Here is a 26,104-nt window from a genome sequence, read left to right on the forward strand (position 1 = left end):
AGCCACCTCGGACACGAACACGACCGCCCCAAGACAAACCGGCCGACACAGGCCCGACATTCAGCGATCAGGAGACACCATGCGCAATCCCCTCCATCCCACGGCCCACGCGGCCGCGGCTGCCGCCCCTGCCAACCGCCCTGCCCTGGCCGGCGCCACTGGCCGCGCCACCACGCAGGAACGCCTGCGCGCTCTCGGCATGCTGCCGGTGCTGGTGCTGCTGTGCCTCGGCTTCTCGCTGCTGACCGAGAACTTCGCCAGCCTGCAGAACCTCTCCATCATCGCGCAGCAGGCGTCGATCAACCTGGTGCTGGCCGCGGGCATGACCTTCGTGATCCTGACCGGCGGCATCGACCTGTCGGTCGGGTCGATCCTGTCGGTGTCCGCGGTGGTGGCAATGCTGGTATCGCTGATGCCGCAACTCGCCGCGCTGAGCGTGCCGGCGGCGCTGCTGTGCGGCCTGCTGTTCGGCCTGGTCAACGGCGCGCTGATCGCCTTCATGAAGCTGCCGCCCTTTATCGTGACGCTCGGCAGCCTGACCGCGGTGCGCGGGCTGGCGCGCCTGGTAGGCAATGACAGCACGGTCTACAACCCGGATATCGGCTTTGCCTTCATTGGCAACGGCGACCTGCTGGGCGTGCCGTGGCTGGTGGTGATCGCCGCCGCCGTGGTGGCGGTGTCGTGGGTGGTGCTGCGCCGCACGGTGCTGGGCCTGCAGATCTACGCGGTCGGCGGCAATGCCGAGGCGGCGCGCCTGTCGGGCATCAAGGTGTGGGTGGTGCTGCTGTTCGTCTACGCGGTGTCGGGGCTGCTGTCCGGGCTGGGCGGCGTGATGTCGGCGTCGCGGCTGTATGCGGCCAACGGGCTGCAGCTGGGCCAGTCGTATGAACTCGATGCGATCGCCGCGGTGATCCTGGGCGGCACCAGCTTCGTTGGCGGCGTCGGCTCCATTGCCGGCACGCTGGTGGGCGCGCTGATCATCGCGGTGCTGTCCAACGGGCTGATCCTGCTGGGTGTGTCGGATATCTGGCAATACATCATCAAGGGCCTGGTGATCATCGGCGCCGTGGCGCTCGACCGCTATCGCCAGAAGGGCTCTGCCCGTACCTGACAGTCGGCCCGACAGGAGACAGATCGTGATCCAACCCATCCTCAACGCCCTGGCGGCAGGCACCCTCGCCATGGTGTGTGCGCTCCCCGCCGTGGCACAGACGCCGGCGCAGCCTGCGTCCGCGCCAGCCCAGCAACGCCAGCTGAAAAAAGTCGGCGTGACACTGGGTTCCCTCGGCAACCCGTATTTCGTCGCCCTGGCGCGTGGCGCCGAGGCCGCGGCCCGGCAGGTCAATCCGCAGGCCAAGGTGACGGTGCTGTCGGCAGACTATGACCTGAACAAGCAGTTCACCCATATCGACAGCTTTATCGTCGCCAAGGTCGACCTGATCCTGATCAACGCCGCCGATGCGCGCGCGATCGAGCCGGCGGTACGCAAGGCGCGCAAGGCAGGCATCGTGGTGGTGGCGGTCGACGTTGCCGCCGCCGGCGCCGACGCCACCGTGCAGACCGACAACACCCAGGCCGGCGAGCTGGCCTGCGGCTATATCGCCGAGCAGCTCAAGGGACGCGGCAACGTGATCATCCAGAACGGCCCGCCGGTGTCGGCGGTGCTCGACCGCGTCAAGGGCTGCAAGACGGTGCTTGCGCGGCATCCGCAGATCCGCATCCTGTCCGACGACCAGGATGCCAAGGGTTCGCGCGAAGGCGGGCTGAACGTGATGCAGCTGTACCTGACGCGCTTCCCGAAGGTGGATGCGGTCTTCACCATCAACGATCCACAGGCCGTGGGCGCGGACCTGGCCGCGCGCCAGCTCAACCGCCGCGGCATCCTGATCGCCTCGGTCGACGGCGCGCCGGATATCGAGGCCGCGCTGAAGGCCGACACGCTGGTGCAGGCCTCGGCCAGCCAGGACCCGTGGGCCATCGCGCGCACGGCGGTGCAGCTCGGCGTGGACATGATGAACGGCCAGCGCCCCGCCAACCCGACCGTGCTGCTGCCGTCCACGCTGGTGACGCGCGCCAATGTCGGCCAATACAAAGGCTGGGCCACGCCGCGCTGAAGGCATGACCGGCCCCTCCACCCCTCTACTTCCTTTGACATGATGCACAGCCACCCTGCCGGCGCTTCGGTTCCCCAAGCTTCCCCGGAATTCGATTTCGTACTGTTCGGCGCCACCGGCGACCTGGCGCGGCGCAAGCTGCTGCCGGCGCTGTTCGACGCGCACGCCGCCGGCTCGCTACATCCACGCGGACGCATCCTGGCGCTGGGCAGCCAGCCGCTGGCGCATGACGCGTATCTGTCGATGCTCAACGATGAAGTGCTGCCGGGACTGGCCGGCAACGCGGCGGCTTCGGCCTGGCAGGGTTTTCTCGACCGCATCGTCTACCTGCAGGTCGATGCCAACGCCGACGGCGGCTTCGATGCGCTGGCCGAACTGGTCAATGCACGCGCCGCAGCGGTGGTGGTGTGCTACCTCGCCACCGCACCGCACCTGTTCGTCAGGATCTGCGAGCAGCTGGCGCGCGTGGGCCTGGCCGGCGAGCGCAGCCGCGTGGTGCTGGAGAAACCGCTCGGCCACGACCTGGCCTCGTCCGAAGCGATCAACGCCGAAGTGGCGCGCCACTTTGCCGAGGACCGCATCTACCGGATCGACCACTACCTGGGCAAGGAGTCGGTGCAGAACCTGATGGCGGTGCGCTTCGGAAACGTGCTGTTCGAACCGCTGTGGCGGCGTGAATGGGTGCGGCAGGTGCAGATCACGATTGCCGAAGAACTCGGCGTGGAGCGCCGCGGCAACTTCTACGACGGCATCGGCGCGCTGCGCGACATGGTGCAGAACCACCTGCTGCAGCTGCTGTGCATGGTGGCGATGGAACCGCCCACCAGCCTGTCTGAAGACGCCATCCGCGACGAGAAGCTGAAGATCCTGAAGGCACTGCGTCCGATCCGCCCCGAGGACGTCGCCGAGAAAGTGGTACGCGGCCAGTACTGCCGCGGCGCGGCCGGCGGCGATCCCGTGCCCGGCTACTCGAGCGAAGCGGGCATCGCCCCCGACAGCCGCACCGAGACCTTCGTCGCCATCCGCGCCGAGATCGCCAACTGGCGCTGGGCCGGCGTGCCGTTCTACCTGCGCACCGGCAAGCGCATGCAATCGCGCGTGGCGGAGATCGTGATCCACTTCCACGACGTGCCCTACCCGCTGTTCCCGCATCCGCTGGGCACCACGCCGGGCAACCGGCTGGTGATCACGCTGCAGCCGGAGGAAAGCATCCGGCTGTATTTCCTGACCAAGCAGCCGGGCGATACGCAGGCACTGCTGCCCGCCTCGCTCGACCTGCAGCTGACCAGCGCCGCGCCGCGCGTGCGCCGCGTCGGCGCGTATGAACGGCTGCTGCTCGACGTGATCCGCGGCCGGCTGGGCCTGTTCGTGCGGCGCGACGAACAGGTGCAGGCGTGGCGCTGGGTCGCACCGATCCTGAAGGCGTGGGAGAACACCACCGCGCCGCCCAAGCTGTACACCGCCGGCACCTGGGGGCCGGCGGCCTCCAGCGCCCTGCTGTCGCGCGATGGCCTGGCCTGGCATGAAGAGATGTAGTCCGAGTATTGCAGAGGAACCGAGATGACCACTTCCCTACCCGCCTGGCATGCCCTGCGCACGCACGCCGATACCCTGCGCGGCGCCCATATGCGCGACTGGTTCGCTGGCCCGCACGGCCAGGCGCGCGCCGAACGCTATGTCGCGGAAGCCTGCGGCCTGACGCTCGATTACGCCAAGAACCGCATCACTGACGAGACCCTGGCGCTGCTGTTCGCACTGGCCGCACAGGCACGGGTGGGCGAGCGGCGCGACGCCATGTTCGCCGGCGAAGCGGTCAACACCACCGAACACCGCGCCGCGCTGCATATCGCGCTGCGCGCCTATCCCGAGGACGGCTATCGCGCGCTCGGCGTGGCGGTCGGTGACGATGTCGCCGGGGTGCTGGCGCAGATGGCGCGCTTTGCCGGCGCGGTGCGCAGCGGCGCGTGGACGGGCTTCGACGGGCGTGCCATCACGGATGTTGTCAATATCGGCATCGGCGGTTCGGACCTGGGCCCGCGCATGGTATGCCGCGCGCTGGCCGACCCGCAAGCCGCCGGCCCGCGCCTGCACTTCGTCGCCAATGTCGACGGCAGCGACCTCGCCCGCACGCTGGCCACGCTCGATGCCGCCACCACGCTGGTGATCGTCTGCTCCAAGACCTTCACCACGCTGGAGACCATGGCCAATGCGCGTACCGCGCGCGACTGGTTCCTGCATCAGGGCGCAACCCAGGCGGCGCTGGCGCGGCATTTCGTGGCGGTGTCGACCAATCGCGAGGCCGTGGCCGCATTCGGCATCGACCCGGCCAATATGTTCCCGTTCTGGGACTGGGTCGGCGGGCGCTTCTCGCTGTGGTCGGCGGTGGGGTTGTCGATTGCCGTGGGCATCGGCTTCGACCGTTTCCGGCAGCTGCTCGACGGAGCGCGTGCGATGGACCTGCATTTCGCGGGCGCGCCACCGGCGCAAAACCTGCCGATGATCCTCGGCCTGCTCGATGTCTGGTATCGCAGCTTCCTCGGCGCCGGCAGCCGCTGCGTCGCGCCGTACTGCGAACCGCTGGAACTGCTGCCGGCCTTCCTGCAGCAGCTGGAGATGGAAAGCAACGGCAAGTCCGTGCGGCTGGATGGCCGCACCCTCGACGCCGGCTCGGCGGCGGTGGTATGGGGCACGACCGGCACCAACGGCCAGCACGCCTACTTCCAGATGATGCACCAGGGCTCGCAACTGGTTCCGGTAGACTTCATTGCCACGCTGGAACCGGTCTGCGACCTGCCCGGCCACCATACCAAGCTGCTCGCCAACTGCTTTGCGCAGGGCGAAGCGCTGCTGCGCGGACGCACCGCCGACGAAGTACGCGCCGAAGGCGTGTCCGATGAAACGCTGGTGCCGCACCTGGTCTTCGAAGGCAACCGGCCCAGCAATACGCTGCTGATGCAGCGGCTGAACCCGTTCCACCTGGGCGCGCTGCTGGCGTTGTCGGAGCACCGCACCTTCGTGCAGGGCGCGTTGTGGCAGATCAATTCCTTCGACCAGTGGGGCGTGGAACTCGGCAAGAAGCTGGCCGGGCCGATCCAGCGCGAGCTGGAAGGCGCACCGGCAGGTAGCGCCGCCGCGCACGATGCCTCGACCGCCGCGCTGATCCGCCGGGCACAGGCGGTGCGCACCGCGGTGGCCGGCTGAGTGGGCAGCGCAAAACCAAGACATCACAGGAGACAGCAATGTCCATGCCCCTTCCTCGCTACGTTGTATTTGGCGAGGCGCTGACCGACATGGTCCGCCAGCCCGACGGCAGCTGGCTGGGCCTGCCCGGCGGCTCCTGCTGGAACGTGGCCCGCGTCGGCGCCCGGCTGGGGATCGCCACCGCGTTCGCCGGCGCGGTGAGCCAGGACCTGTTCGGCGACGACCTGGCGCTGGCCAGCGCCGAAGCCGGGCTGGACGACCGCTTCCTGCAGCGCGTAGCGCGCTCGCCTTTCCTCGCCTTTGTTGCGTCGCGCCATCCGCCGCAATATTTCTTTGTCGGCGATGACAGCGCGGACCTGCATTTTGACCCGGCCCGCCTGCCCGCAGGCTGGCGGCAGGCGGCAGAGGTGGTGCATTTCGGCTCGATCAGCCTGGTGCGCCAGCCGCTGGCGGCACGGCTTTGCGAAGAAGCCACGCTGGCCGCGCAGGCGGGCAAGCGGATTGCCTTCGATCCCAACTTCCGCGACCTGATGCGCGCGTCCGGCTACGGCGACGTCCTCGCTCACATGCTGCGGCTGGCCAGCTACGTCAAGATCTCCGACGAAGACCTGGCCGGACTCTTTCCCGCGCTCGATACCAACGCAGCACTGGCGCACGTACGCGGCATGGCGCCCAATGCCACTGTCATGCTGACGCGCGGCGCGCATGGCATGACCTTGCTCAAGGGCAGCGTTGCCGTCGAGCAGCCCGCGCTGACCGTCGAGGTGGCAGACACCGTCGGCTGTGGCGATGCGGCGATGGGAGGCTGGATGGCCGGCGTGCTGTCCGGCGCCGCGGCCGACCTTGCGGCGCAGGCGCGGCTGGCTGCCGCCGCGGCGGCCATCGCTGCGACCTGGGCCGGCGCGTATCCGCCGCGGCGCGAGGAAGTGGAAGCATTGTTGGCTGCTATGGCATGAAGGCCGGCGCCAGGCGCCGCAAGCCGATCAGCTATGGGAAAGCCGGAGCCAGTAGGGAATGCCCTTTGGGAAAGCTCTAAATACGCGCCAGATTTCGAGAAAGTAAGCCCTTCGTTAGATCCTGCAGCAAAAGGAGTGAATGATGAGCGGCAACCTCAAGATCGGCATCGCCTCACTGGAAGACTTCAAGGCCCGCACCATGGCTATCGCCCGCGGCGAACTCAAGCCCGGAAAGAATGAGCCCAAGGTCTGGTTTCAATCGCTGGACGTGCTGGCCAAGGTCCTGTCCCCAGCCAATCGCCAATTGCTCGCGCTGATCGCCGAAACGAATCCAGAATCGCTCGAAGATCTGTCGGTGAAAACAGGACGCGCCGTGTCGAACCTGTCGCGGACGCTCCGCACGATGGAGGGCTACGGCCTGATTCACTTCGAGCAAGGCCCACGCCGCAGGCTTGCACCGCGCGTTGACTACAGCGGTGTTGAACTTGAGCTTGCCTTCACTAGCGCACGCTGACATGGGGCGGCTGGATGGCCGGCGTGCTCGCCGCTACCGGAGGAACGCCGGCGACAGCAGACGCAGCCCGATCGTAAAGAAGCGCTCGCCGGTACCGCCGCCGAACACATTGCCGTAGGTGGTATCGACCTGCACCCGGTCCTGCACCACCCAGAAGCGGAACCCCGCCTGAAACGACGGCTTGCCGCGATTCTCGCCAAAGGTCTCGGCTATCAGATAGACGCGCGGGTGCAGCTGGGTTTCCGTGCCGATGCCCCATGTCATGCGGCTCTGGTCGTTCTCGGTGTCGCGGTTGGCGCCCACATTCAGGTGCGCGACAAAGCGGTCGTCGGCAAACGAGAACGACACCGGCACGTTCAAATACAAGTTGCCGAACAGCTTGCTTTGCTCAGCATTGGGATGGTGGATGGCGCCCGCTGACAAAGCAATGCCGTAACCGTTGGTCTCCAGCGGCTTCAGCAGGGTCTTGGCCTGGAACTGCACGTTGGTGGCATCGAACGCGCCATCGACCCGCTGCAACGAACCGCCCAGCGTCAGCTCCAGGTTGCCGGTGAAGTTGCAGCCCGGCAGCGCCCAGTACTCGTTGCCGCCCGACTGGAACTGCATCCAGGACTCTAGCTGGCAGGACTTGGGATCGACGATACGCGCATCGTCGGTGATCAGCGGCCGGGCCGCGAAGGCCGGACCGGATGCGGCGGCCACCAGGACCGCCATTGCAGCAAGACGAACGAAAAACCGGTGCCACACCATGGCAACCCTCCTGAACAACAAGCAGCGGCGTGGCAGGCGAGGATACACGCCGGCCGTGACACGACAAACAAAGGACAGGAAGGAGGAGGAAGACGGCGCGGCTGCGCGCTGGCGCCCGGCCGCAATCAATACAGCCCGCCATGGCGATACTGCAGCAAAAGACTACAGTTGTTCAGCTTGCCATGGCGGCTCGGGGAACTCCCCTTCCGCGAGAATGACTGGGACAACTGTCCACGGATAGCTCCGCTTGTGAAAACCGAGCGCAGTGTAATGCGTGGCTTGCAGCCTGGTCAACCCGACCCAGCGCCGAGCCAATGTACAGTCGGCTGCGGTGGAGCGCCCATCGAGATCGTGCGCCAGTACGCTGATCGCCACCTACACCGGCCCGATCCCTGGCGGCGTTCTCCGAATTGTTCCCGGCACGTCGTGCAGTCGATCGGCCCGCCGGTAGCTCCAATTTCGTGGTGACGATCTTCGGCGACTTTGCCTCGTTCATCATCACCTGGCCACACCGGCAGCAGCATGGCCACCACGATTTACGTGATGATCGCCGCCGCCATCAGCGGCGGCGTAGCGCTTCACGAACCCGCCTTGTACTGCGTCTCCTTGACGATCCTGGCCCATCGGGCCGCGTCTTCGGCAATCGTGCTGGCGAACTGCTCCGGCGTGCTGCCCACGGCTTCGTAGTCGATCGCCGCCAGCCGCTGCCGGATCTCCGGCAGCGCCACGATGCGATTCACCTCCTGGTTCAGCCGCGTGACGATCTCCTTCGGCGTGCCGGCAGGTGCCAGCAAACCCGCCCAGGAATTGAACGCCATGCCGTCGAAGCCAGCTTCCTGCATGGTCGGCACGTCCGGCAGCGCCGGCGAGCGCCTGGACGCGAACACCGCCAGCGGCCGCAGCTTGCCGGCCTTGATCATCGCCATCGAATTGAACGGATCGATGGTCATGTCCACCTCGCCCGCCACCACCGCCTGCATCTGCGGCCCGGTGCCGCGGTAAGACACGCTGACGATATCGGGCGTGCCCGCGGTTGATTTGAAGGTGGCGCCGATCAGCTCGATCATGCTGCTGCCGGCCGACAGGCTCAGCGGCTTGCTCTTCGATTTGGCCAGCGCCACGAACTCCTGCACCGTCTTCGCCGGGACCGAAGGATGGACCACCATCACGAAGCCGATATTGCTGATCAGCGAAATCGGCGCAAAGCTCTTCAGCGGCTCGTAGCCGGCCTTGTACAGCAGCGGGCTGAGCGTCTGCGCGCCGGCGCTGTTCAGCAGCAGCGTATAGCCGTCGGGCGCCGCGCGCGCCACGATGTCGGTGCCGATGATGCCGTTGGCGCCGGGGCGGTTCTCCACCACCACCGACTGCTTCAGCGCCTCGCCCAGCTTCTGCGAGATCAGCCGCGCGACCACATCGGTGGCGCCGCCGGGGGCGAACGGCACCACCATGCGGATCGGCTTGCTGGGGTAGGTATCGCTCCAGGCCTGTGCGGGCATGGCGCCCAGCACGGCGGCGCACAGCATCAGGCGGCGACGCAGGTTCGGTTTCATCGGGGCTGTCTCCAGGATGGCGGTTGTCGATAGCCCGCGCCGGCACGGCGCGCGGCGGTGCAGCAATGCCGGCAGCTCAGCAGCGGCCGGGCGCGGACAACGGGGGAGACAAGGACGGCACGGCCGCGGGGCGCCCGATGCGGTTCGGAAAGCGGTCGGGAACGGCGTGGCGGTACGCAGGCTGACCGGGGCGTCCAGGCATGGCTGTCTCCATTCGGCGGCGGTGCAGACCCGGGGTTCGCACCGGCCGATATTCATATTTATGAATTTGATTTTACGCACATAAATTTCCACGTCAACCGAGGGTATGTGCGGACAGCGGTGCCAGTGATGATTTCGACCGGCTTACTGCTCAGCTAAGTCCGAAGCGCTCCAGCGTCCCGCCAAGCCCCAGCAACTCAACCATGGTCTTGCCTTCCACCAACTGTTGGCGCATCCAGTCTTCCTTCTCTTCCCGCTCGGCGCTTTTTGCGAGCACAGACTCCACCTCCCCGGCAGCGACCACCACCAGTCCGTCACGGTCCCCGACAACGAAATCGCCGGGAGCAATCGATACCCCGCCCACGCACACCGGCACATTGACCTTGCCAGGCTGGTTCTTGTTGGTGCCCTTGATCGACAGCCCGCGGCAGAACACCGGGAAGCCCATTTCGATAATTGCACTGCCGTCGCGTACGGCGCCGTTGATCACCAGGCCCGCCAAACCCACTTGTTGGGCAGCAAGGGTCAGCACGTCGCCCCACGGTCCCGCTTCAGTAAAGCCCTTGGCGTCGAGCACCAGCACGTCGCCGGGGCGCGCCTTGGTCAGCGCGTAGTGGACCATCAGGTTGTCGCCGGGACGCAGGTCCACGGTGAGGGCGGGCCCGGCCATCCTGAGCGTCGGGTCCAGCGGCTTCAGGCCGCCGTCCAGCGCGCCCTTCTGGCCTTGCGCTTCGTGCAGGGTTGCGGTGCCGAAGGCCTTCAGGCGTTCGAGTTGTTGTGGCGTCGAGGAATGGATCATGGCGATGCAGATAGTGGAATAACGGAGCGATTGCAGGGCGATACCACGCGCGCTTAGTCGACGGTCGCGCCTGAGCGCTTGACGACCGACTCCCACAGCGGCAGCTCCTTGCTAATGAAGGACCGGAACTGCGCCACCGTGCCACTGACATCACGGGAGCCCAGCTCGGCGAGCTTCGCTGCCACGCTTGTGTCGTGCAGCACGCGGTTGAGTTCGGCGTTGAGGCGATCGACCAATGTCTTCGGCGTCTCGGCAGGGACAAACAGCCCGTACCAGTTCTCGATCACGAAGTTGGGGAAGCCGATCTCCTGCATGGTCGGCACGTCAGGCAGCGTGCTGGCACGCTGGGCGCCGGTGGTCGCCAGCGGGCGGATGCGGCCAGACTTGAGCTGCGGCGCGAGTGCCGTGGTGGTTTCGAACGCAATCGGCACCTGGCCCGCCAGCACATCGCTGAGCGCAGGGCCCTGACCACGGTACGGCACGTGCAGCATGTCGAGATGCTTGTCGAGCTTCATCAGTTCGCCAGCCAGATGCTGCGGGCTGCCGCTGCCGCCGGATGCATAGCTGTATTTGCCCGGCGACGACTTGACCAGCTCCACCAGTTGCGGCGCGGTCTTCGCAGGGACGGACTGGTTGACATACAGCACCAGCGGGACCGACGCGACCATGCCCACGGGCGCCAGGTCCTTCACCGGGTCGATCTTCAGCTTGTAGAGATTGCGGTTGATCACGATGCCGGTGTTATTGCCCAGCAGTACCGTGCAACCGTCCGCTTTGGCGCGGGCGACGAACTCGGTGCCGATATTGCTGCTGGCCCCGCCTTTGTTGTCAACGATGACCGTGGTGCCAAGACCCTTGGACAATCCGGGTGCCACGATGCGCGCCAGGATGTCGGTGGTGCCGCCCGGCGGATAGGGAGAGACCAGCCGGACGGTCGGGCACGGGTAAGCCGCTTCCGCCTGAGCATGCGACGCGACGCCGGCAAAGGTGAGGCACAGCATGGCGCCGCACAATACATTGAATGCGTGGCGGTCCCCGCGCATCGCGCGGGTGTTGAAGGTGTCGGGCATTGATTGTCTCCGTGATTCGGGCCGATACGCCGGTCGGACTGCCGGCTTTGGCCCGAAGGCCGCCTTAGCCGGCGGCGCGTTGCAGCGTGTGGTAGCCGTGCTGGCGGCGGGCTTCCGACAGCGTTGCGCCAGCCAGTGCTGCCGCCAGGATCTTTTCTTCGGCGGCGCGCGTGGCCAGCGCCTTGCGGAACACTTCCTCCGCCCTGCCCTGCGGCACCACGACGATGCCGTCGGCATCGCCGACGACAAAATCGCCGGCGCAAACCCGTACCTCGCCAAGACTCACCGGTACGCGCAACGCTTCCACCTGCACCCGGTCCTTGCCAGTGCGCATGAAGCGGCCGCGGGCATAAAGACGGTAGTTGGCCTGCTCGGCCTCCTCCGTGTCGCGGCAAACGCCGTTGATGACCGTACCTGCGATGCCACGATGCGCGGACAGCGCGCTGAGGATGCCGCCCCAGACGGTGCAGTCGGTGCGGCCGCCGTTGTCGAGCACCACGACGGCGCCGGCGGGCACTTCATCGAGGTAGTCGCCGACGCTGCCGGGTGCTGCCGTATCCACCGGCGCGTAGCGCACGGTATAGGCCTGGCCGAACAGCTTGCCTGCCCCCGCAATGCGCCCGATGCCGTGCGCACTGCCGGGCAGCCGGAAAAAGTCCAGCGCGTCGGCAACCTCAGCGGTGGTCAGTGCCTTCGCTGCTTCGATCCAGTCGGCTTGTGTCTCCTGCGTCATCGCTCACTCCCTGTGTTGATGCAATGGAGTTTCGAGTAAAGTAACGACGAGATCAAACATCGTTTTTTGGATATAACTTCATAAAAAATGAACCAAAGGCAGCTCCGCTACTTTTGCGAGGTGGTCGACGCCGGCAGCGCGGCCGAGGCGGCAAAGCGGCTCTTCGTCGCGCCGACGGCGATCAGCATGCAGCTTGCGCAACTGGAGGAAAGCGTGGGCGCGCCACTGTTCGACCGCACGCACCGGCCCATGACGCTGACGGCAGTGGGCCGTTTTCTTTATCCGCGGGCTAAAGATGTGCTGACCATGCTGGGCAGGCTGGAGGAGGAAACGCGCGCCGTTGCAACGGGCAGCGGCGGCTGGCTCGGCATCGGCTTTACCCGCTCGGCGATCTTCAGCATCCTGCCCGCTGCGGTACGGCGCTTTCGCGCGGCGCGGTCCAATGTCAAGGTAGACCTGCTGGAGCTGCTGTCGGAACACCAGCCGGAGCAGTTGAGGCGCGGGCGTATCGATATCGGCATCTCGCGCTATGTCGGCGTCTTCGAACAAGCGCCGGACCTGTCGTACACGCCGCTGTTCCATGATCCGTTCGTCGCCGCCGTGCCCGCGAGCAGCAGCCTGGGCAGGCGCAAGACGATACGCGCGGCCGAACTGAACGGGATGTCGCTGATCCGGTATCCGAAGGACCCGCAGAGCGGCTTCGCGGCGCACATGATGGCGCTGCTGCGCGATGCCGGCGTGGAATGCGTGGCGGGACACGAGGCGATCGAGATCCACACCGCGCTTGGCCTCGTGGCCGCGGGCCTGGGTTTTACGCTGGTCGGGCGTTCGGTGGCCGATGGCAACCGCTCCGATATCGCCTTTGTCCCGATCACGGGGCTCAAGGGCACGGCGACCATTGTCGCGGTCACGCGCAAGGGCGACGACAGCGCGCTGGTATCTTCATTCCTTGCCGCGCTGCAGGCCGATGCGCGTGACTGAAGGACTGGGCGTGGTGCGCTACGCCCCCGCTGCACGCAGGTGATCAAGCAGCTTCTTCGCCTCGGGCAGCATTCCTGCTTCCGTCTTCACCCCCAGCCACAACGTGCGCGACGCCCAGGCGTCGGACAGGTAGATCGCTTGCAGGCCGGTACCCAACAGCTCCGGCCGCACCGCGCCATCCGGCAGCACTCCGATCCCCAGCCCGGCCTCGATCATCCGGCAGATGGCATCAAAGCTGCTGACCTGGATCCTCAGCTTCACGACCTTGTCCAGTGCGGAAGCGGCATCGGTCAGGCGCTGCAGCAGGGAGCTGCCCTGGTTCAGCCCGACATAGTCATGCTCGAGGGTCTCCTCGAAGCTCACCTCGGACCGTGTCGCCAGCGGGTGGCCGCGAGGCACCAGCACGACCAGGCGGTCATGCCGGTAGGCAAATTTCTCGATGTCATATGCGGGCACGTTGTCGGCAAAGACGCCGAGATCGGTCTCGCCGGAAACCAGTGCCGCCACCACGTCCTGGCTCAGGCGCTCTTCCAGGCTGATGCGGATCATGGGCTGCGCGGCGAGGAAGGCCGCGATATCGCCGGGCAGGAACTGGATCACCGCTGAGGTATTGGCCCAGACCTTGACGTGCCCGCGCACGCCGATGGCGAAGTCGCTCATGTCGCCCGCCATCCGGTTGACCTGGTCCAGCACGCTGCGCGCATGGTGGACCAGCTCATGCCCCGCGGGCGTGAGTTCGAGCCCGCGCCGGACCCGCAGGAACAGGGCGCAGTCCACCGTGCGCTCCAGGTCGGCGATCCGCTTGCTCAGCGCCGACAGCGTCATGTGGGACTTGTTCGCGGCCTGGGTCAGGCCGCCGGTCTGGGCCACCAGCAGGAAGATGCGAAGCGACTGGAGATCGAAATGGGCGGGATTGATCATGGACGGCCTTCGCTCCATGCAGGAGCCCGTTGTCCTGGCTGACGCGGCCAGCAGCATTGAAATTCCGGAAAGGCTAGTGAAGCGCTTTTGGCTTGTCAATTGGGGGCCAGCGCCAGAATGGCCGTACTTCCCTTTCCCCACAGGAAAGGTTGGTTGAAAAACCATTGATTATCAAGCGCCGGTTTTTGACCCACTATCGCCTGCACACAGTGGGAGCCATGGTCATGGAACGAACGAAGTCAAAGCCCCTTGCAGGCATACGCGTGCTGGAACTGGGGCAGCTGATTGCAGGGCCGTTTGCCGCACGCATGCTGGCCGCATTCGGCGCTGAAGTCATCAAGGTCGAACCGCCGGGCACCGGCGATCCGCTGCGCAAATGGCGGATGTTGCACCAGGGGACTTCGGTCTGGTGGGAAGCGCAGTCGCGCGACAAGCAGTCCGTCACCCTGGACCTGCGCACACCGGAAGGCCAGGACGTCGCGCGCCACCTCGCGGCGCAATGCGACGTGCTGATCGAGAACTTCCGCCCCGGCACGCTGGAAGGCTGGGGTCTGGGCTGGGACCGGCTGCAGGCGCTCAATCCGGGCCTGGTGATGCTGCGGGTTTCCGGCTATGGCCAGAGCGGCCCTTACCGGGACCGTCCCGGTTTCGGGGTCATCGGCGAGGCAATGGGCGGGCTGCGCCACCTGAGCGGCGAGCCCGGCCGCACGCCGGTGCGCGTGGGGGTTTCCATCGGCGACTCGCTGTCCGCCTTGCATGGCGTGATCGGCGTGCTGCTGGCGCTGCGCCACCGCGAGCAGAACGACGGCAAGGGCCAGGTCGTCGACGTCGCCCTGTACGAGTCGGTCTTCAACATGATGGAAAGCCTGCTGCCGGAATACTCGGTGTTCGGCGCCGTGCGCGAGCCGGCGGGCAGCAGCCTGCCGGGCATTGCGCCCACCAACGCCTATCGCTGCGCCGACGGCAAGTACGTGCTGGTTGCCGGCAATGGCGATGGCATCTTCCGGCGGCTGATGGAGATGATCGGCCGGCCCGACCTGCGCGACGATCCCGCGCTGGCGCACAACGACGGCCGGGTCGCCCAGGTCGGCAGGCTCGATGCCGCCATCGGCGAATGGGCGGCACAACGCGGCCTGGACGAGGCACTGGACGCGCTCAATGCCGCGCGCATCCCCGCCGGCAGGATCTACGACATCGCCGATATCGCCGGCGATCCGCACTACCGTGCGCGCGACATGATCCTCGACGCGCAACTGCCCGACGGCACGCCCGTCCAGTTGCCGGGCATCGTCCCGAAGCTGAGCGATACCCCCGGCGAACTGCCCAACCCCGCGCCCACGCTCGGCCAGCACACCGATGAGGTGCTCGCGGGCCTGGGCATCGGCACCGCGCAACGCGCCGCCTGGCGCGCCGCGGGCATCATCTGACAAGGAGACCGGCATGCATGCCAAGCGAGTACATATCCAGGAAGTCGCCACGCGCGACGGCTTCCAGAACGAGGCCCGGTTTGTCGAAACCGACGACAAGGTCGCGCTGATCGACGACCTGAGCGCGTGCGGCTACGCCAAGATCGAGGTCACCTCCTTCACCTCGCCCAAGGCGATCCCTGCGCTGCGCGACGCCGAAGCCGTGATGCATCGCATTACCAGGCGCGAGGGCGTGGTCTATACCGTGCTCGTCCCCAATGTGCGCGGCGCCGAACGCGCGCTGTCCTGCCAGGTCGACGAGGTCAACCTGGTGATGTCGGTCAGCGAAAGCCACAACCGCACCAACCTGCGCATGTCGCGCGAGCAATCGTTCGCGCAGCTCGCGGACGTGATCCGCGTCGTGCGCGCAACGCCGACCGCGATCAATGTGTCCTTGTCAACGGCGATGGGCTGCCCCATGGAGGGCGACGTGCCGCTGGAGCAGGTGCTCGGCTGGATGCAGCGCTTCGCGGACCTGGGGGTACACGGCGTGACGCTGTGCGACACCACCGGCATGGCCTTTCCGTCGCAGGTCGGCACGCTGTGCGCGGCCGCGCGCCGGCAATTCCCGGGGCTCGAACTGACGCTGCACTTCCACAACACCCGCGGACTCGCGCTTGCCAACACGCTCGCCGCGCTGGACCAGGGCATCGACCGTTTCGACGCTTCGCTTGGCGGCCTCGGCGGTTGCCCCTATGCGCCGGGCGCGACCGGCAATGTCTGCACCGAGGAACTGGTCCACATGCTGGAGCTGGATGGCTATGACACCGGCGTCGACCTGCCGAGGATCCTGGGCGCATCCGCCCGGCTGCCCGGCCTGATCGGCCACGACGTCCCGAGCCAGTTGCTCAAGGCAGGCCGTCGCCTTGACCTGCATCCGATGCCGGCGGCGGATGCCGTGCCTGAGCAGCAGGCCTTCCGCGCGCCTGCGGCCTAGAACATCCCACGAGGAAACGATCATGTCCCTTATCGACCATCTCGATCACCTTGTCCTGACCTGCGTCGACGTGGAAGCCACGCGGCACTTCTACACGGAAGTCATGCAGATGAAGCTCGAAACCTTCGGCAACGGCCGCCTGGCTTTCCGCTTCGGCAACCAGAAGATCAATCTCCACCAGCGTGGTGCCGAATTCGAGCCCAAGGCCCACCTTCCCGTGCCCGGCGCGCTCGACCTGTGCTTTATCGCGTCGGTTCCGCTCGACGAGGTGATCGCGCATCTGCTGCGCTGCCAGTGGCCGATCGTTGAAGGCCCGGTGGCGCGCACCGGCGCCACGCAGAAGATCCGCTCGGTCTATGTGCGCGACCCGGACCTGAACCTGATCGAGATTTCGGAACTGGTCGACTGAGACGGGCCAGCGCAAGCGGCACCCGGCCTTGCGCCGGAGGCTACAGACCAGAAATGGCAACACCTACCGCAGAAGTCGGTCGAGGAGACACAACCATGAAGCGAATCCATATCGCTGCAGCAACCCTACTGGCCATGGCAACCATGGTCGCCACAGCGCCGGCGTATAGCGGCAGCGCATACCCGAGCAAGCCGGTCACGCTGATCGTGCCCAGCGCGCCGGCCGGCTCGACCGATATCGTGGCGCGCCTGATCGGCGAACAGCTCCAGGCCGCGCTGGGGCAGCCGGTGGTCGTCGACAACCGGCCCGGCGCCAGCGGCAATATCGGCACCGAGGCGGTCGCACGGGCCGCCCCCGACGGGTACACGCTGCTGCTCCAGTATTCCGGCTACCACGTCGGCAATCCGGCGCTGTTCCCGCAGATCCGCTGGAAACCGTCCGGCTTTGCGCCGGTAGCGCTGGTCATGCGCGCACCGCACGTCATTGCGGTCAGTTCGAAGCTCCCGGCGAAGTCGCTGAAGGAGTTGGTGGACTATGGCAAGTCGAATGGCAAGGGGCTGTTCTACGCGTCGTCCGGCAATGGCTCGATCCAGCATATCGCCGGCGAGATGTTTGGCCGCCAGACCAAGGTCCCGATGACGCACGTGCCGTACAAGGGCGCCGGGCCGGTCGTCACCGACCTGATCAGCGGGCAGGTCGATATGTTCATCACCACGCCGCCGAGCGTCATCAGCCATGTGCAGGCCGGCAAGATCAAGGCGCTTGCCTACGCCGGGCCGAAGCGCCATCCCTCGCTACCCAACGTGCCGACCACCGCGGAGGCCGGCCTGCCGGGGTATGAGGTCGAGTCCTGGTTCGCGCTGTTCGCCCCGGCCAACACGCCCCCGGCCATCGTCGAGCGGCTGTCGCAGGAGGTGAAGAAGATCGTGGCCAGCGATGCCTACAAGAAGAAGGTCGAGGAGCAAGGCGCCTTCGCTGCCTACATGGGGCCGCAGGAGCTGGGCAGGTTTGTCGACCAGGAACTGGCGACCTGGGCAAAGGTGGTCAAGGACTCCAATATTCGCGCGGACTGAACCCTGGCTTTTCTTGGGAGAACGGCGAACCAAAGTGCCGGATACGGTTCGCCGGACCGGCGGGCTGCCGTTCGAATCGGTGGCCAGGTACTACAATGTGCGCATATAAGAAGAAGGGCCTTCCTTCGTGCGCCACATGATCCACTTTCCCGCTCGCAGACCCTTTTACCGCCCGGCGTCCCTCATTGTCGCCGCCAGCCTTGTCCTCGTATGCATGATCGCCGCCATGGGCGGGCTCGCCCTGGTGCAGATGCGCCGGGATGCACTGGACAATGCCAGCGAAGCGTCCGCCAACCTGGCGCTGACGCTGGAGCGCAGCATCACGCGCAACCTGCAGATCCACGCACTGGCGATTGGCGGGGTGGTCGAGGCCCTGCACGATCCGTCGATCATGGCGCTGGCCCCGGGGCTGCGCCAGCGCCTGCTGTTCGACCGGTCCATCAACGCCGAAGACGTGGGCTCGTTGCTGGTCACCGATGCCAATGGCAACCTCATGTTCGATTCGCACCAGTGGCCGCCGCGTCCGGTCAACGTGGCCGACCGCGATTACTTCCAGGCGCATCGCAACGGCATTGACGCCGGCCTGTTCCTGAGCCGGCCGTTCCAGCCGCGCCTGACGCCGGAGAACAAGTCCATCGGCATCAGCCGCCGGTTCTCCGCGCCGGATGGCAGCTTTGCCGGCATCGTCGTCGGCACCTTGCGACTGAACTACTTCCGCAAGCTGTTCGACGGCGTGAGCCTTGGCCCGGGCGGCACGCTGACGCTGGTGCGCACCGACGGGCCCATCATCATGCGGCGTCCCTATGACGCGGCCTCGATCGGACGCGACATCTCCGGCAGCCCTTCGTTCGCCCCGCTGCTGCATGGCACGCAAGGTTCGTATATCGGCGTCGCCGCGGTGGACGGCGTGCAGCGCCTCTACAGCTTCAGGCGTATCCCGGGCTACCCGCTGATCGTCGTGGTGGGGCGTGCCACCGACGACGTGCTGGCTCCCTGGTATCGCCGCGCGTGGCTCTTTGCATCCCTGATTGGCGCCATGGACGCGGCCATCATTGCGCTGTCGGTGCTGCTGTCGCGCCAGTGGCGCCGCCGCGTCGACATGGAAGAACACCTGCGCTGGATGGTCAACACCGATGGCCTGACCGGGCTGGGCAGCCGGCGCGCGCTCGACGACGCCGCCGACGTGGAATGGCGGCGCGCGCGGCGGCACTGCGAGCCGCTGTCGCTGTTGATGCTGGACGTCGACCACTTCAAGCAGTTCAACGACCGGTATGGGCACCAGGCCGGCGACGACGCCCTGGCCGCGGTCGGCGCCTGCATCCAGCGGCACGTGCGGCGCCCCGGCGACTATGCGGGCCGCTATGGCGGCGAAGAGTTCGCCATCCTGTTGCCCCACACCGACGCGTCCGGCGCGGCCGTCATCGCAGAAGCCGTGCGCGCGGCGGTCCAGGCCCTGCGGATCCCGAACGCCGCGGGGCTTGACGGGCAGCTGACGGTCAGCGTCGGCGTGGTGACCTACGACAACCGCGCGGGCAGTGATGAAACCTTCGGCGAGCTGCGCGCCTTCCTGCGCGCCGGCGATGAAGCGCTCTACCTGGCCAAGCGCTCGGGGCGCAATTGCGTGGCGACCTTTAGCGCCACGGCCGCGGCGCTGGCGTCTTGAACTATCCTGCCTGAGGACCACGTTCCTCGGCGATTCAGCCAGCGGATGCTGCCGCACCCCGACGCCGCGGCCTGCGCTCCACGATCTTTCCCGCTGCCAGCGCTGCGATCGCCGCCTCGATCATCGGGTTTTCGCGGCTGGTCGACCATGCCATCGCCGTCGTGACCACATTGACCGCTTCCTTCAGCGGCCTGACCACCACGTTGTCGGAGGCGGCCTTCTTCAACGACGCCGGCACCAGTGCAATCCCTTGTCCGCAGCCGACAAAGGCAATCTGGGACGACACGGTCCGTACTTCGTGAAGCACGCGGGGTGAGAAGCCAGCCGCCCTGCAGGTCGTGATCAGGCTGTCGTAGTAGACCGGGCTCACCTGCCGGGAGAACATCACGAACTCCTCATCCGCAAGCGACGCCAGGCGGACACGCGGCATCTCTGCCAGAGGGTGAGACCTGGGCAGCGCGACAGCCAGCCGGTCCTGCTTCAGCGCGATGGACTTGATGGACGGCCCCAGGTCGCCTTCAAGTCGGGCGAACGCCAGGTCTACGTCCCCCCGCTCCAGCGCCGGCACCGCATCCACGCTGTCTATCTCCTTGACCGACACGGTCAGCTGCGGGTGTTGCGCCTTCAGGTGGTCGATCAGCGGGGGCAGCGTGTCGACCATCGCCGACGAGATCGCGCCGATGGTCAGCAGGCCGCTCTGCCCCTGGACGGCCTCGCGCACCGCCAGCTCGAGCCGCTCCAGCTGCTCCGCGAACTTGCGTACCGCCGGCAGTATCGCCGCGCCCGCGGGCGTGAGCTTCGCGCCTCTCCTGGACCGATCGAAGAGCTTTACCTTCAGCGCGTGCTCAAGCACCTGGATCTGCTCGGTCAGCGGCGGCTGGGACATTCCCAGCCGCTTGGCGGCGCGGCCGAAGTGCTCCTCCTCAGCAACGGCCAGGAACAGCCATAGATGCCGAACCAGTCTGAAGTTGATCATGGCTTTGATAGCTTTGGCGTATGAAAAGCTTACGTTCTTCGGAATTTACATATCGAACTCTAGCGCCGATAGTGCAAGCCAAGCAACCACTGAGGACGCCGGAATGCACCCGCAAACCCTGCTCGACCGCCTTGCCGCCCTCGATACCAACACGGTATCGGACGCGCTGGATTTCCTGAACCTGCCCGGCGCAACGTACAGCATCCGCCCCCTCTGGGACTGCCCCAGGATCGTCGGCAGGGCGAGCACCGTCCAGCTTGGCGCCAAGACCGATGCCGCGCCGACGGCACATCTGATCACCCCCGTCATCGCAGAGATCCGCAGCGACGACCGCATCCTGGTGATCGCCGGCGGGCTCGAAGGCATCTCCTGCTGGGGCGACATCCTCGCCAATGCCGCGAACGCCAGGCAGGTGCGCGGCACCGTCATCGACGGCCTGAGCCGCGATATCGAAGGCAGCGAATCCATCGGCTATCCGGTCTTTGGTCGCGGCGTGACCATGATCAGCGCGCGCAATCGGGTGGTGCAGCTCGGCGCCGGGGAGCCCGTGGTCTTCGCCGGCGTGGTCGTGAGCCAGGACGACTATGTCATCGCCGACCGCTGTGGCACGGTCTTCGTCCCGGCAGCGCGCATTGAAGAAGTGCTGGACCTGGGCGAGCGCATCGCCCGCCGCCAGGACGGCATGGTCCAGGCCGTACGCGCCGGCCGCTCCGTTGAGGAAGTGATGCACGACAAGGAATTCGAAGCCATCCACAGCAAGGAAGCAAAATGAGCGCGGCAGACAAAGGGTTCTTCGAATCGGCGCTCGACGTCCAACGCCTGAACGTCAACCTGGCCAGTGCCCAGGCCTCGGCGACCTACCGGATGATGGACCGGGTGGCTGCAAAGCGGGCTTCCGGTGCCAAAGTCATTTCGCTGAGCGCCGGCGAGCCGGACTTCGACACCCCGGCGCATGTGTGCGATGCCGCCATCGCAGCGATTCGCGCTGGCCATACCCGCTACACGCAAGTGGCCGGCATGCGCGCGCTGCGTGAAGCCGTTGCCGCCAAGTTCCAGCGCGACAACGGCCTCGACGTCGGCTGGCAGGACACCATCGTCTGCACCGGCGGCAAGCAGGTGATCTATAACGCCTTGTCGGCCACCTTGAACACTGGCGACGAGGTCATCGTGCCCGCGCCTTACTGGGTCAGCTACCCGGAGATGGTCCAGCTATCCGGCGCGACACCGGTGATTGTGTCGTGCGGGGCAGATGTCGGCTTCAAGCTGACCCCGGCCGCACTCGCGCGCGCCATCAGCCCCAGGACGCGCTGGCTCATCCTGAACTCGCCGTCCAATCCCACCGGTGCCGTCTATACGCGGGAGGAACTGGCTGCGCTCGCCGAGGTGCTGCTGGCACACCCGCATGTGCTGGTGCTGTCAGACGATATCTATGAGCACCTGACCTTCGACGGCGCGCGCTTCCACACGGTCGCCGCGGTGGAGCCGCGCCTCGCGCCGCGAACCCTGACCATGAACGGCGTTTCCAAGGCTTACGCCATGACCGGCTGGCGCATCGGCTTCGGCACCGGCCCTCGCTGGCTGCTGGAAGCCATGGAGAAGGTCCAGGGACAACAGACCTCCGGCACCTGCTCCATCTCCCAGCATGCCGCGCTGGCCGCGCTGAACGGACCGCAAGACTTTATCCGTGAGTCGCGTGCCGTCTTCGAGGAGCGGCGGGACATGATGGTCCGCATGCTCAATGAGACGCCGGGGTTGTCATGCCTGGTGCCTGGAGGCGCGTTCTATGCGTTTGCGTCGTGCGAGGGGTTGTTGGGGCGGCGTACGGCTGCCGGGACGCTGCTCGGTACCGATGAGGATGTCGCGGGGGCGCTGCTGGATGAGGCCAATGTGGCGGTCGTGCATGGCAGTGCATTCGGGCTGGGCCCATACATCCGGATCGCCTACGCACTCGACACCGAGTCGCTGCGGCAGGCGTGCGAGGCAATCCGGAAGTTCTGTCAGTCCCTGCGAGATTGAACTGCCGCAATGGCGGACCAACTAGGTCGACCGTCATATTCGCCCCCACCATGGAGTTCGCCAGCGTGTCACCAAGCACACTCACCAAGGAACGCGTCCACCTGTCAGTCAACGGAACCGACATCGAACTGTCCGCCCTCCATCGGCCCGGCAAACACCCTCCCCTGGTCTTCCTGCATGGCTTTGGCTCGACCAAGGAGGACTATGCGGACGTGGTCCTACATCCCGCACTCGCAGATCGCGCAGTCCTCGCCTACGACGCACCCGGTTGCGGCGAAACGGAATGCCGGGACCTGTCCCGGATCTCGATTCCCTTCCTGGTAGAAACCGCGCTCGCGGCACTCGACCATTTCGGCATGGACCGGTTTCACCTGGTCGGGCATTCCATGGGCGGCCTGACTGCACTGATGCTGGCCCACCGCGTGCCGGAGCGCGTGCTGAGCTTCGTCGACATCGAGGGCAACGTGGCCCCGGAGGATTGCTTCCTCAGCCGGCAGATCGTCTCGCATCACAGCGAGGACGCGGATCACTTCCTTGACGAGTTCATCGACCGTACCTGGCATTCCCCGTATTTCTCCAGTCCGCTGTATGCGGCAAGCCTGCGCCACAAGGTGCGCGCCGGCGCAGTACGGGGGATATTCGAATCGATGGTCGACCTGTCCGACAACGCCGACCTGATGACGAAGTTCCTGGAATTGCCCTGCCCCAGGATGTTCATGTACGGAGAGCAGAACGCCTCGCTTTCTTACCTGGAACAACTACAAAGCCATGGCGTGGAACTGGCGGAGATTCCGCTGTGCGGGCATTTTCCGATGTACTCGAACGCACCCGCGATGTGGGAGCGGATTGCCAGGTTCCTGGCCCGTGTGTGTGTGTGATGCCCAGCCGTCATCGACTGGCTCCAGACGGGTTCGAGAGCCTCCGCGTATGAAAGCGCTACGAACTTTGGAATTTACATATCCATAACCAACGCCAAGACTTGTATCTACACCACTCCGGCGTGTGAGCGTTGTTGCGTGCTGTGCCCCCACGATCTGTTCTTGCCCCCACAAAAGGAAGACTGTCATGAAGTTCGCTATTACCTGCCTGGTCGCCTGCCTGACACTTGCCTCGAACACCCCCACCGCAAGCGCCGCCGACTACCCGACCAAGCCAATCCGGCTCGTCGTTCCATATCCTGCCGGGGGCTCCACGGACGCCGTTGCGCGCATGGTCGCGCATAAGCTGACGGCGAAGTTCGGCCAGCCCGTCGTCGTGGAGAACAGGCCCGGCGCCAGCGAAGCCATTGCCGCGAGCTTCGTGGCGAAATCGGCACCGGACGGCTACAACATCCTGTTGGCCACGATGACGGGGCTCTCGGTCAACCCGAGTCTGTACAGCAAGCTCTCGTATGACCCGAGCAAAGACTTCGCGCCCATCATCCAGACCACGACCATCCCCAGCGTTGTCGTGGTCAACCCGAACGTACCGGCGAAGTCCATGGCGGACCTGCTCAAGTTCCTGAAGGGCAAACCCGGCAGCGAGGGCTATGCCTCGGCTGGCAACGGTACGCCAAGCCACCTGGGCATGGAGCTCTACAAGCGGGTCACCGGCGCCAATGTGGTTCATGTGCCCTACAAAGGCGGCGCGCCCGCGCTCCAGGACCTGATGGCCGGCCAGGTGCAGGTCATGATGGCGCTCGTGCCCGAGGCGATGCCGCTGGTCAAGGCCGGCAAGCTGAAGGCCCTGGCCATCACCACCACGAAGCGGTCCGCCGAGTACCCCGACTTGCCCACCGTATCCGAATCCGGCATGCAAGGCTTCGAAATGATCTTCTGGCAGGCCTTTGTCGCGCCGGCAGGTACGCCCAAGGACGTGGTGGCCAAGCTTAACCAGGCCATCGATGAAATCCTCCGCGACAAGGAAACCCGGGCCAAGCTGGTCGAGATGGGCCTGGAACCCGCCGGCGGGACTCCGGAGCAACTGGGTTCCCTGATGAAGAGCGAGACCGTCAAGTGGAAGAAGGTCGTCGACGACGCCGGCATCCAGCTCGATTGATACCAGCAGCAGCGTAACGGAGTGTACGAGTGGATATCACAACGATGGCAGCCGAGGAACAAGCGCCGCCGATGGCAGGCGGCGCCCGGCGAACGCTGAGGGTGCACGCGGCAGGTACCTGCGCACTGCTTCTCGATGCCTGCGCCGGTGCGTTCGACCCGGCGACACAGGAACGTGTCTGGGCGCTTTCTGCGCTGCTTTCGGCGGGCAAGGTGCTTGATGGCATTCGGGAAACCGTTCCCGGCGTCAACAACCTCCTTGTCGTCTTTGACCCCATGCTGCTGCATCCGGCCAAGGCTCGTGAATGCCTGCCTGCACTCTGGGAGACGCTGGAAGTCAGTGTGCGCCAGGGCCGGGAGATCGAGATCCCCGTGGTCTATGGCGGGGAAACCGGCGAAGACTTGCCGGCCCTGGCCGCAGGCGCCGGCCTCGACATCGAAACCTTTGTCGGCCAGCACAGCGCCGCTGTCTACTCGGTCGCCTGCATTGGCGCATACCCTGGCTTTGCCTTCATGACCGGCCTGCCTGCGCGGCTCGCCACACCCCGCCGGCAGGTGCCGCGGATGCAGGTGGCGAAAGGTTCGGTGGCAATCGGAGGCAGCCAGGCCGGGGTCATGCCCTGTACCGCGCCGTCCGGCTGGCATCTGATCGGCATGACGGAGTTGAGCATGTTCGACCCGAGCCGCAGCGTGCCTTGCCTGCTCTCCCCCGGGGACCGGGTGCATTTTCGGGTGAAGGGAATCGAATCATGATTGAAGTCCTCTCCACGGGCGCGCCGAATATCGTCGAGGACCTGGGCAGGCCGGGCCATCTCGGCATCGGGGTTGGCCGTAGTGGCGCCATGGATGTCATGGCGCTGTCCCTCGCCAACGCACTGGTTGGCAACGACGACGGCGAAGCCGGGATCGAGATCGGCCTGTTTCCGTTCCGCATGCGCTTTCAGTCCGACACTGTCTTCGCCTGTACCGGCTCGGACAGCCGCCTGCTGCTGGACGACCACGTGTTGGCGCCCTGGTGGGGCCGACGCGCCAGGGCCGGCCAGGTCCTGGTCGTCGAACGTCCCCGCCGGGGCGCACGCGCATACCTGGCCTTCTCGGGCGGCATTGACGTTGCCCCCGTGCTGGGCTCTCGCTCCACTGACCTCAAGGGCGGATTCGGAGGCTGGGAGGGGCGTGGACTGCGGCGCGGGGACGTGCTGCCGCTCGGGAAAGCAGGGAATCCGGTGCTGCAGGCGTCCGGTCTGGGCCTGATCCCCAACGATATTCCGCCCTTCTGGCAAGAGCTATCCCGAGGATGCATCACGGTGCGGGCAGTGCCAGCCGCCGAATACGAGATGTTCAGCGACGAGGCAAGAACGGCGTTCACCACCACCGACTACAAGGTCACGCCCGACGCCAACCGGCAGGGTTATCGCCTGGTCGGCACAGCGTTGACGCTGACCCGCCCGCTGGAACTGCTCTCGCACGGCATCGTGCCAGGAACGATCCAGGTCCCGCCCTCCGGACAACCCATCATCCAGCTCGCGGAAGCGAATACCTGCGGCGGCTATCCGAAGATCGCCACCGTGATCGAGGCAGACCTCTGGCGGCTTGCACAAGCGCCTGTGGGTTGCAGCGTGCGATTCACGACCGTCGACCAGGACCAGGCCATCGCCGCCTCGAAAGCGCAAGCCGAAGAACGTGCGTCCCTGCGCAGCAACATCGCGCTGATGACGCGACGCAGCTAAGCCACCCTTCC

At 66.2% G+C, this 26,104-nt stretch carries 25 protein-coding genes and 1 pseudogene; 19 read left to right on the forward strand and 7 right to left on the reverse strand.

Features of this window, described 5'->3' with window-relative positions; translation table 11 throughout:
• The first annotated feature begins 79 nt into the window (after nucleotides 1-79).
• From ABNX08_RS27160 to ABNX08_RS27185, 6 genes are all read left to right on the forward strand, one after another.
• Entirely contained in the window at nucleotides 80-1,111 is a 1,032-nt protein-coding gene (locus tag ABNX08_RS27160) for an ABC transporter permease (protein WP_022538798.1), read from the forward strand.
• A gap of 70 nt (nucleotides 1,112-1,181) precedes the next feature.
• A complete protein-coding gene (locus tag ABNX08_RS27165; RefSeq protein WP_041682100.1) occupies nucleotides 1,182-2,114 on the forward strand; it encodes an ABC transporter substrate-binding protein in 933 nt (310 codons plus the stop codon).
• Nucleotides 2,115-2,153: 39 nt separating this feature from the next.
• Complete coding sequence (zwf, locus tag ABNX08_RS27170) at nucleotides 2,154-3,650, forward strand: glucose-6-phosphate dehydrogenase (RefSeq protein ID WP_022538800.1); 1,497 nt, start codon at nucleotides 2,154-2,156, stop codon at nucleotides 3,648-3,650.
• Nucleotides 3,651-3,674: 24 nt separating this feature from the next.
• Nucleotides 3,675-5,315 (forward strand): glucose-6-phosphate isomerase, encoded by a 1,641-nt coding sequence (gene pgi, locus ABNX08_RS27175; protein WP_022538801.1) that lies wholly within the window; start codon nucleotides 3,675-3,677, stop codon nucleotides 5,313-5,315.
• 38 nt (nucleotides 5,316-5,353) lie between these two features.
• Nucleotides 5,354-6,271 carry a carbohydrate kinase gene (locus ABNX08_RS27180; protein WP_022538802.1) on the forward strand — a complete coding sequence of 306 codons (918 nt, stop codon included), beginning with the start codon at nucleotides 5,354-5,356 and terminating at the stop codon, nucleotides 6,269-6,271.
• A gap of 139 nt (nucleotides 6,272-6,410) precedes the next feature.
• Entirely contained in the window at nucleotides 6,411-6,785 is a 375-nt protein-coding gene (locus ABNX08_RS27185; RefSeq protein WP_374063720.1) for a transcriptional regulator, read from the forward strand.
• Nucleotides 6,786-6,818: 33 nt separating this feature from the next.
• Here the strand turns inward: ABNX08_RS27185 and ABNX08_RS27190 are convergent, their stop codons facing one another.
• Complete coding sequence (locus ABNX08_RS27190) at nucleotides 6,819-7,535, reverse strand: hypothetical protein (RefSeq protein WP_041681797.1); 717 nt, start codon at nucleotides 7,533-7,535, stop codon at nucleotides 6,819-6,821.
• A gap of 364 nt (nucleotides 7,536-7,899) precedes the next feature.
• Between ABNX08_RS27190 and ABNX08_RS27195 the strand changes: the two are divergent.
• Nucleotides 7,900-8,222 (forward strand): annotated as a pseudogene (locus ABNX08_RS27195) (hypothetical protein); the annotation flags it as partial.
• Here ABNX08_RS27195 and ABNX08_RS27200 read toward each other — a convergent pair.
• From ABNX08_RS27200 to ABNX08_RS27215, 4 genes are all read right to left on the reverse strand, one after another.
• Entirely contained in the window at nucleotides 8,114-9,085 is a 972-nt protein-coding gene (locus tag ABNX08_RS27200; RefSeq protein WP_022538805.1) for a tripartite tricarboxylate transporter substrate binding protein, read from the reverse strand. The pseudogene ABNX08_RS27195 and the gene ABNX08_RS27200 sit on opposite strands and share 109 nt — an antisense overlap.
• Before the next feature lie 352 nt (nucleotides 9,086-9,437).
• On the reverse strand, nucleotides 9,438-10,097 hold the full coding sequence (locus ABNX08_RS27205) for a 4-carboxy-4-hydroxy-2-oxoadipate aldolase/oxaloacetate decarboxylase (protein ID WP_349606719.1): 660 nt from the start codon (nucleotides 10,095-10,097) through the stop codon (nucleotides 9,438-9,440).
• A 41-nt stretch (nucleotides 10,098-10,138) separates the two neighbouring features.
• Entirely contained in the window at nucleotides 10,139-11,155 is a 1,017-nt protein-coding gene (locus tag ABNX08_RS27210) for a tripartite tricarboxylate transporter substrate binding protein (protein ID WP_022538807.1), read from the reverse strand.
• Nucleotides 11,156-11,219: 64 nt separating this feature from the next.
• Nucleotides 11,220-11,888: an RraA family protein gene (locus ABNX08_RS27215; protein WP_022538808.1), complete on the reverse strand. Its 669-nt coding sequence runs from the start codon at nucleotides 11,886-11,888 to the stop codon at nucleotides 11,220-11,222.
• An 87-nt stretch (nucleotides 11,889-11,975) separates the two neighbouring features.
• On the opposite strand from ABNX08_RS27215, the gene ABNX08_RS27220 reads away from it, so the two are divergent.
• Entirely contained in the window at nucleotides 11,976-12,869 is an 894-nt protein-coding gene (locus ABNX08_RS27220) for a LysR family transcriptional regulator (protein ID WP_022538809.1), read from the forward strand.
• 18 nt (nucleotides 12,870-12,887) lie between these two features.
• Here the strand turns inward: ABNX08_RS27220 and ABNX08_RS27225 are convergent, their stop codons facing one another.
• Nucleotides 12,888-13,790: a LysR family transcriptional regulator gene (locus ABNX08_RS27225; RefSeq protein ID WP_022538810.1), complete on the reverse strand. Its 903-nt coding sequence runs from the start codon at nucleotides 13,788-13,790 to the stop codon at nucleotides 12,888-12,890.
• A 224-nt stretch (nucleotides 13,791-14,014) separates the two neighbouring features.
• Here ABNX08_RS27225 and ABNX08_RS27230 point away from each other — a divergent pair, with 224 nt between their 5' ends.
• From ABNX08_RS27230 to ABNX08_RS27250, 5 genes are all read left to right on the forward strand, one after another.
• A complete protein-coding gene (locus ABNX08_RS27230; protein ID WP_041682104.1) occupies nucleotides 14,015-15,217 on the forward strand; it encodes a CoA transferase in 1,203 nt (400 codons plus the stop codon).
• 13 nt (nucleotides 15,218-15,230) lie between these two features.
• Nucleotides 15,231-16,193, forward strand: a complete 963-nt coding sequence (locus ABNX08_RS27235) for a hydroxymethylglutaryl-CoA lyase (RefSeq protein ID WP_022538812.1) — start codon at nucleotides 15,231-15,233, stop codon at nucleotides 16,191-16,193.
• A 22-nt stretch (nucleotides 16,194-16,215) separates the two neighbouring features.
• Nucleotides 16,216-16,602, forward strand: a complete 387-nt coding sequence (locus ABNX08_RS27240) for a VOC family protein (RefSeq protein ID WP_022538813.1) — start codon at nucleotides 16,216-16,218, stop codon at nucleotides 16,600-16,602.
• Nucleotides 16,603-16,697: 95 nt separating this feature from the next.
• Nucleotides 16,698-17,675 (forward strand): tripartite tricarboxylate transporter substrate binding protein, encoded by a 978-nt coding sequence (locus ABNX08_RS27245; RefSeq protein WP_022538814.1) that lies wholly within the window; start codon nucleotides 16,698-16,700, stop codon nucleotides 17,673-17,675.
• 226 nt (nucleotides 17,676-17,901) lie between these two features.
• Nucleotides 17,902-19,338, forward strand: coding sequence for a sensor domain-containing diguanylate cyclase (locus ABNX08_RS27250; protein ID WP_349606701.1), 1,437 nt, complete (start codon nucleotides 17,902-17,904; stop codon nucleotides 19,336-19,338).
• Between the two features lie 34 nt (nucleotides 19,339-19,372).
• Here ABNX08_RS27250 and ABNX08_RS27255 read toward each other — a convergent pair whose 3' ends face one another.
• Nucleotides 19,373-20,314 carry a LysR family transcriptional regulator gene (locus tag ABNX08_RS27255; RefSeq protein WP_022538816.1) on the reverse strand — a complete coding sequence of 314 codons (942 nt, stop codon included), beginning with the start codon at nucleotides 20,312-20,314 and terminating at the stop codon, nucleotides 19,373-19,375.
• A 103-nt stretch (nucleotides 20,315-20,417) separates the two neighbouring features.
• Here ABNX08_RS27255 and ABNX08_RS27260 point away from each other — a divergent pair, with 103 nt between their 5' ends.
• The 6 genes from ABNX08_RS27260 (at nucleotide 20,418) to ABNX08_RS27285 (ending at nucleotide 26,093) form a co-directional block, all read left to right on the forward strand.
• Nucleotides 20,418-21,086, forward strand: coding sequence for an RraA family protein (locus ABNX08_RS27260; RefSeq protein WP_022538817.1), 669 nt, complete (start codon nucleotides 20,418-20,420; stop codon nucleotides 21,084-21,086).
• On the forward strand, nucleotides 21,083-22,330 hold the full coding sequence (locus ABNX08_RS27265; protein ID WP_022538818.1) for a pyridoxal phosphate-dependent aminotransferase: 1,248 nt from the start codon (nucleotides 21,083-21,085) through the stop codon (nucleotides 22,328-22,330). The genes ABNX08_RS27260 and ABNX08_RS27265 overlap by 4 nt, the downstream gene beginning before the upstream one ends.
• A gap of 65 nt (nucleotides 22,331-22,395) precedes the next feature.
• Nucleotides 22,396-23,208: an alpha/beta fold hydrolase gene (locus ABNX08_RS27270; RefSeq protein ID WP_041682105.1), complete on the forward strand. Its 813-nt coding sequence runs from the start codon at nucleotides 22,396-22,398 to the stop codon at nucleotides 23,206-23,208.
• 187 nt (nucleotides 23,209-23,395) lie between these two features.
• On the forward strand, nucleotides 23,396-24,367 hold the full coding sequence (locus ABNX08_RS27275; protein WP_022538820.1) for a tripartite tricarboxylate transporter substrate binding protein: 972 nt from the start codon (nucleotides 23,396-23,398) through the stop codon (nucleotides 24,365-24,367).
• Between the two features lie 44 nt (nucleotides 24,368-24,411).
• Complete coding sequence (pxpB, locus tag ABNX08_RS27280; RefSeq protein WP_349606697.1) at nucleotides 24,412-25,119, forward strand: 5-oxoprolinase subunit PxpB; 708 nt, start codon at nucleotides 24,412-24,414, stop codon at nucleotides 25,117-25,119.
• Nucleotides 25,116-26,093 carry a biotin-dependent carboxyltransferase family protein gene (locus ABNX08_RS27285; RefSeq protein ID WP_022538822.1) on the forward strand — a complete coding sequence of 326 codons (978 nt, stop codon included), beginning with the start codon at nucleotides 25,116-25,118 and terminating at the stop codon, nucleotides 26,091-26,093. Before pxpB ends, ABNX08_RS27285 begins: the two co-directional genes overlap by 4 nt.
• Nucleotides 26,094-26,104: the final 11 nt, after the last annotated feature.

Origin of the sequence: Cupriavidus sp. DF5525 (assembly GCF_040149425.2) — a bacterium.
GTDB classification, from domain to species: domain Bacteria; phylum Pseudomonadota; class Gammaproteobacteria; order Burkholderiales; family Burkholderiaceae; genus Cupriavidus; species Cupriavidus pickettii_A.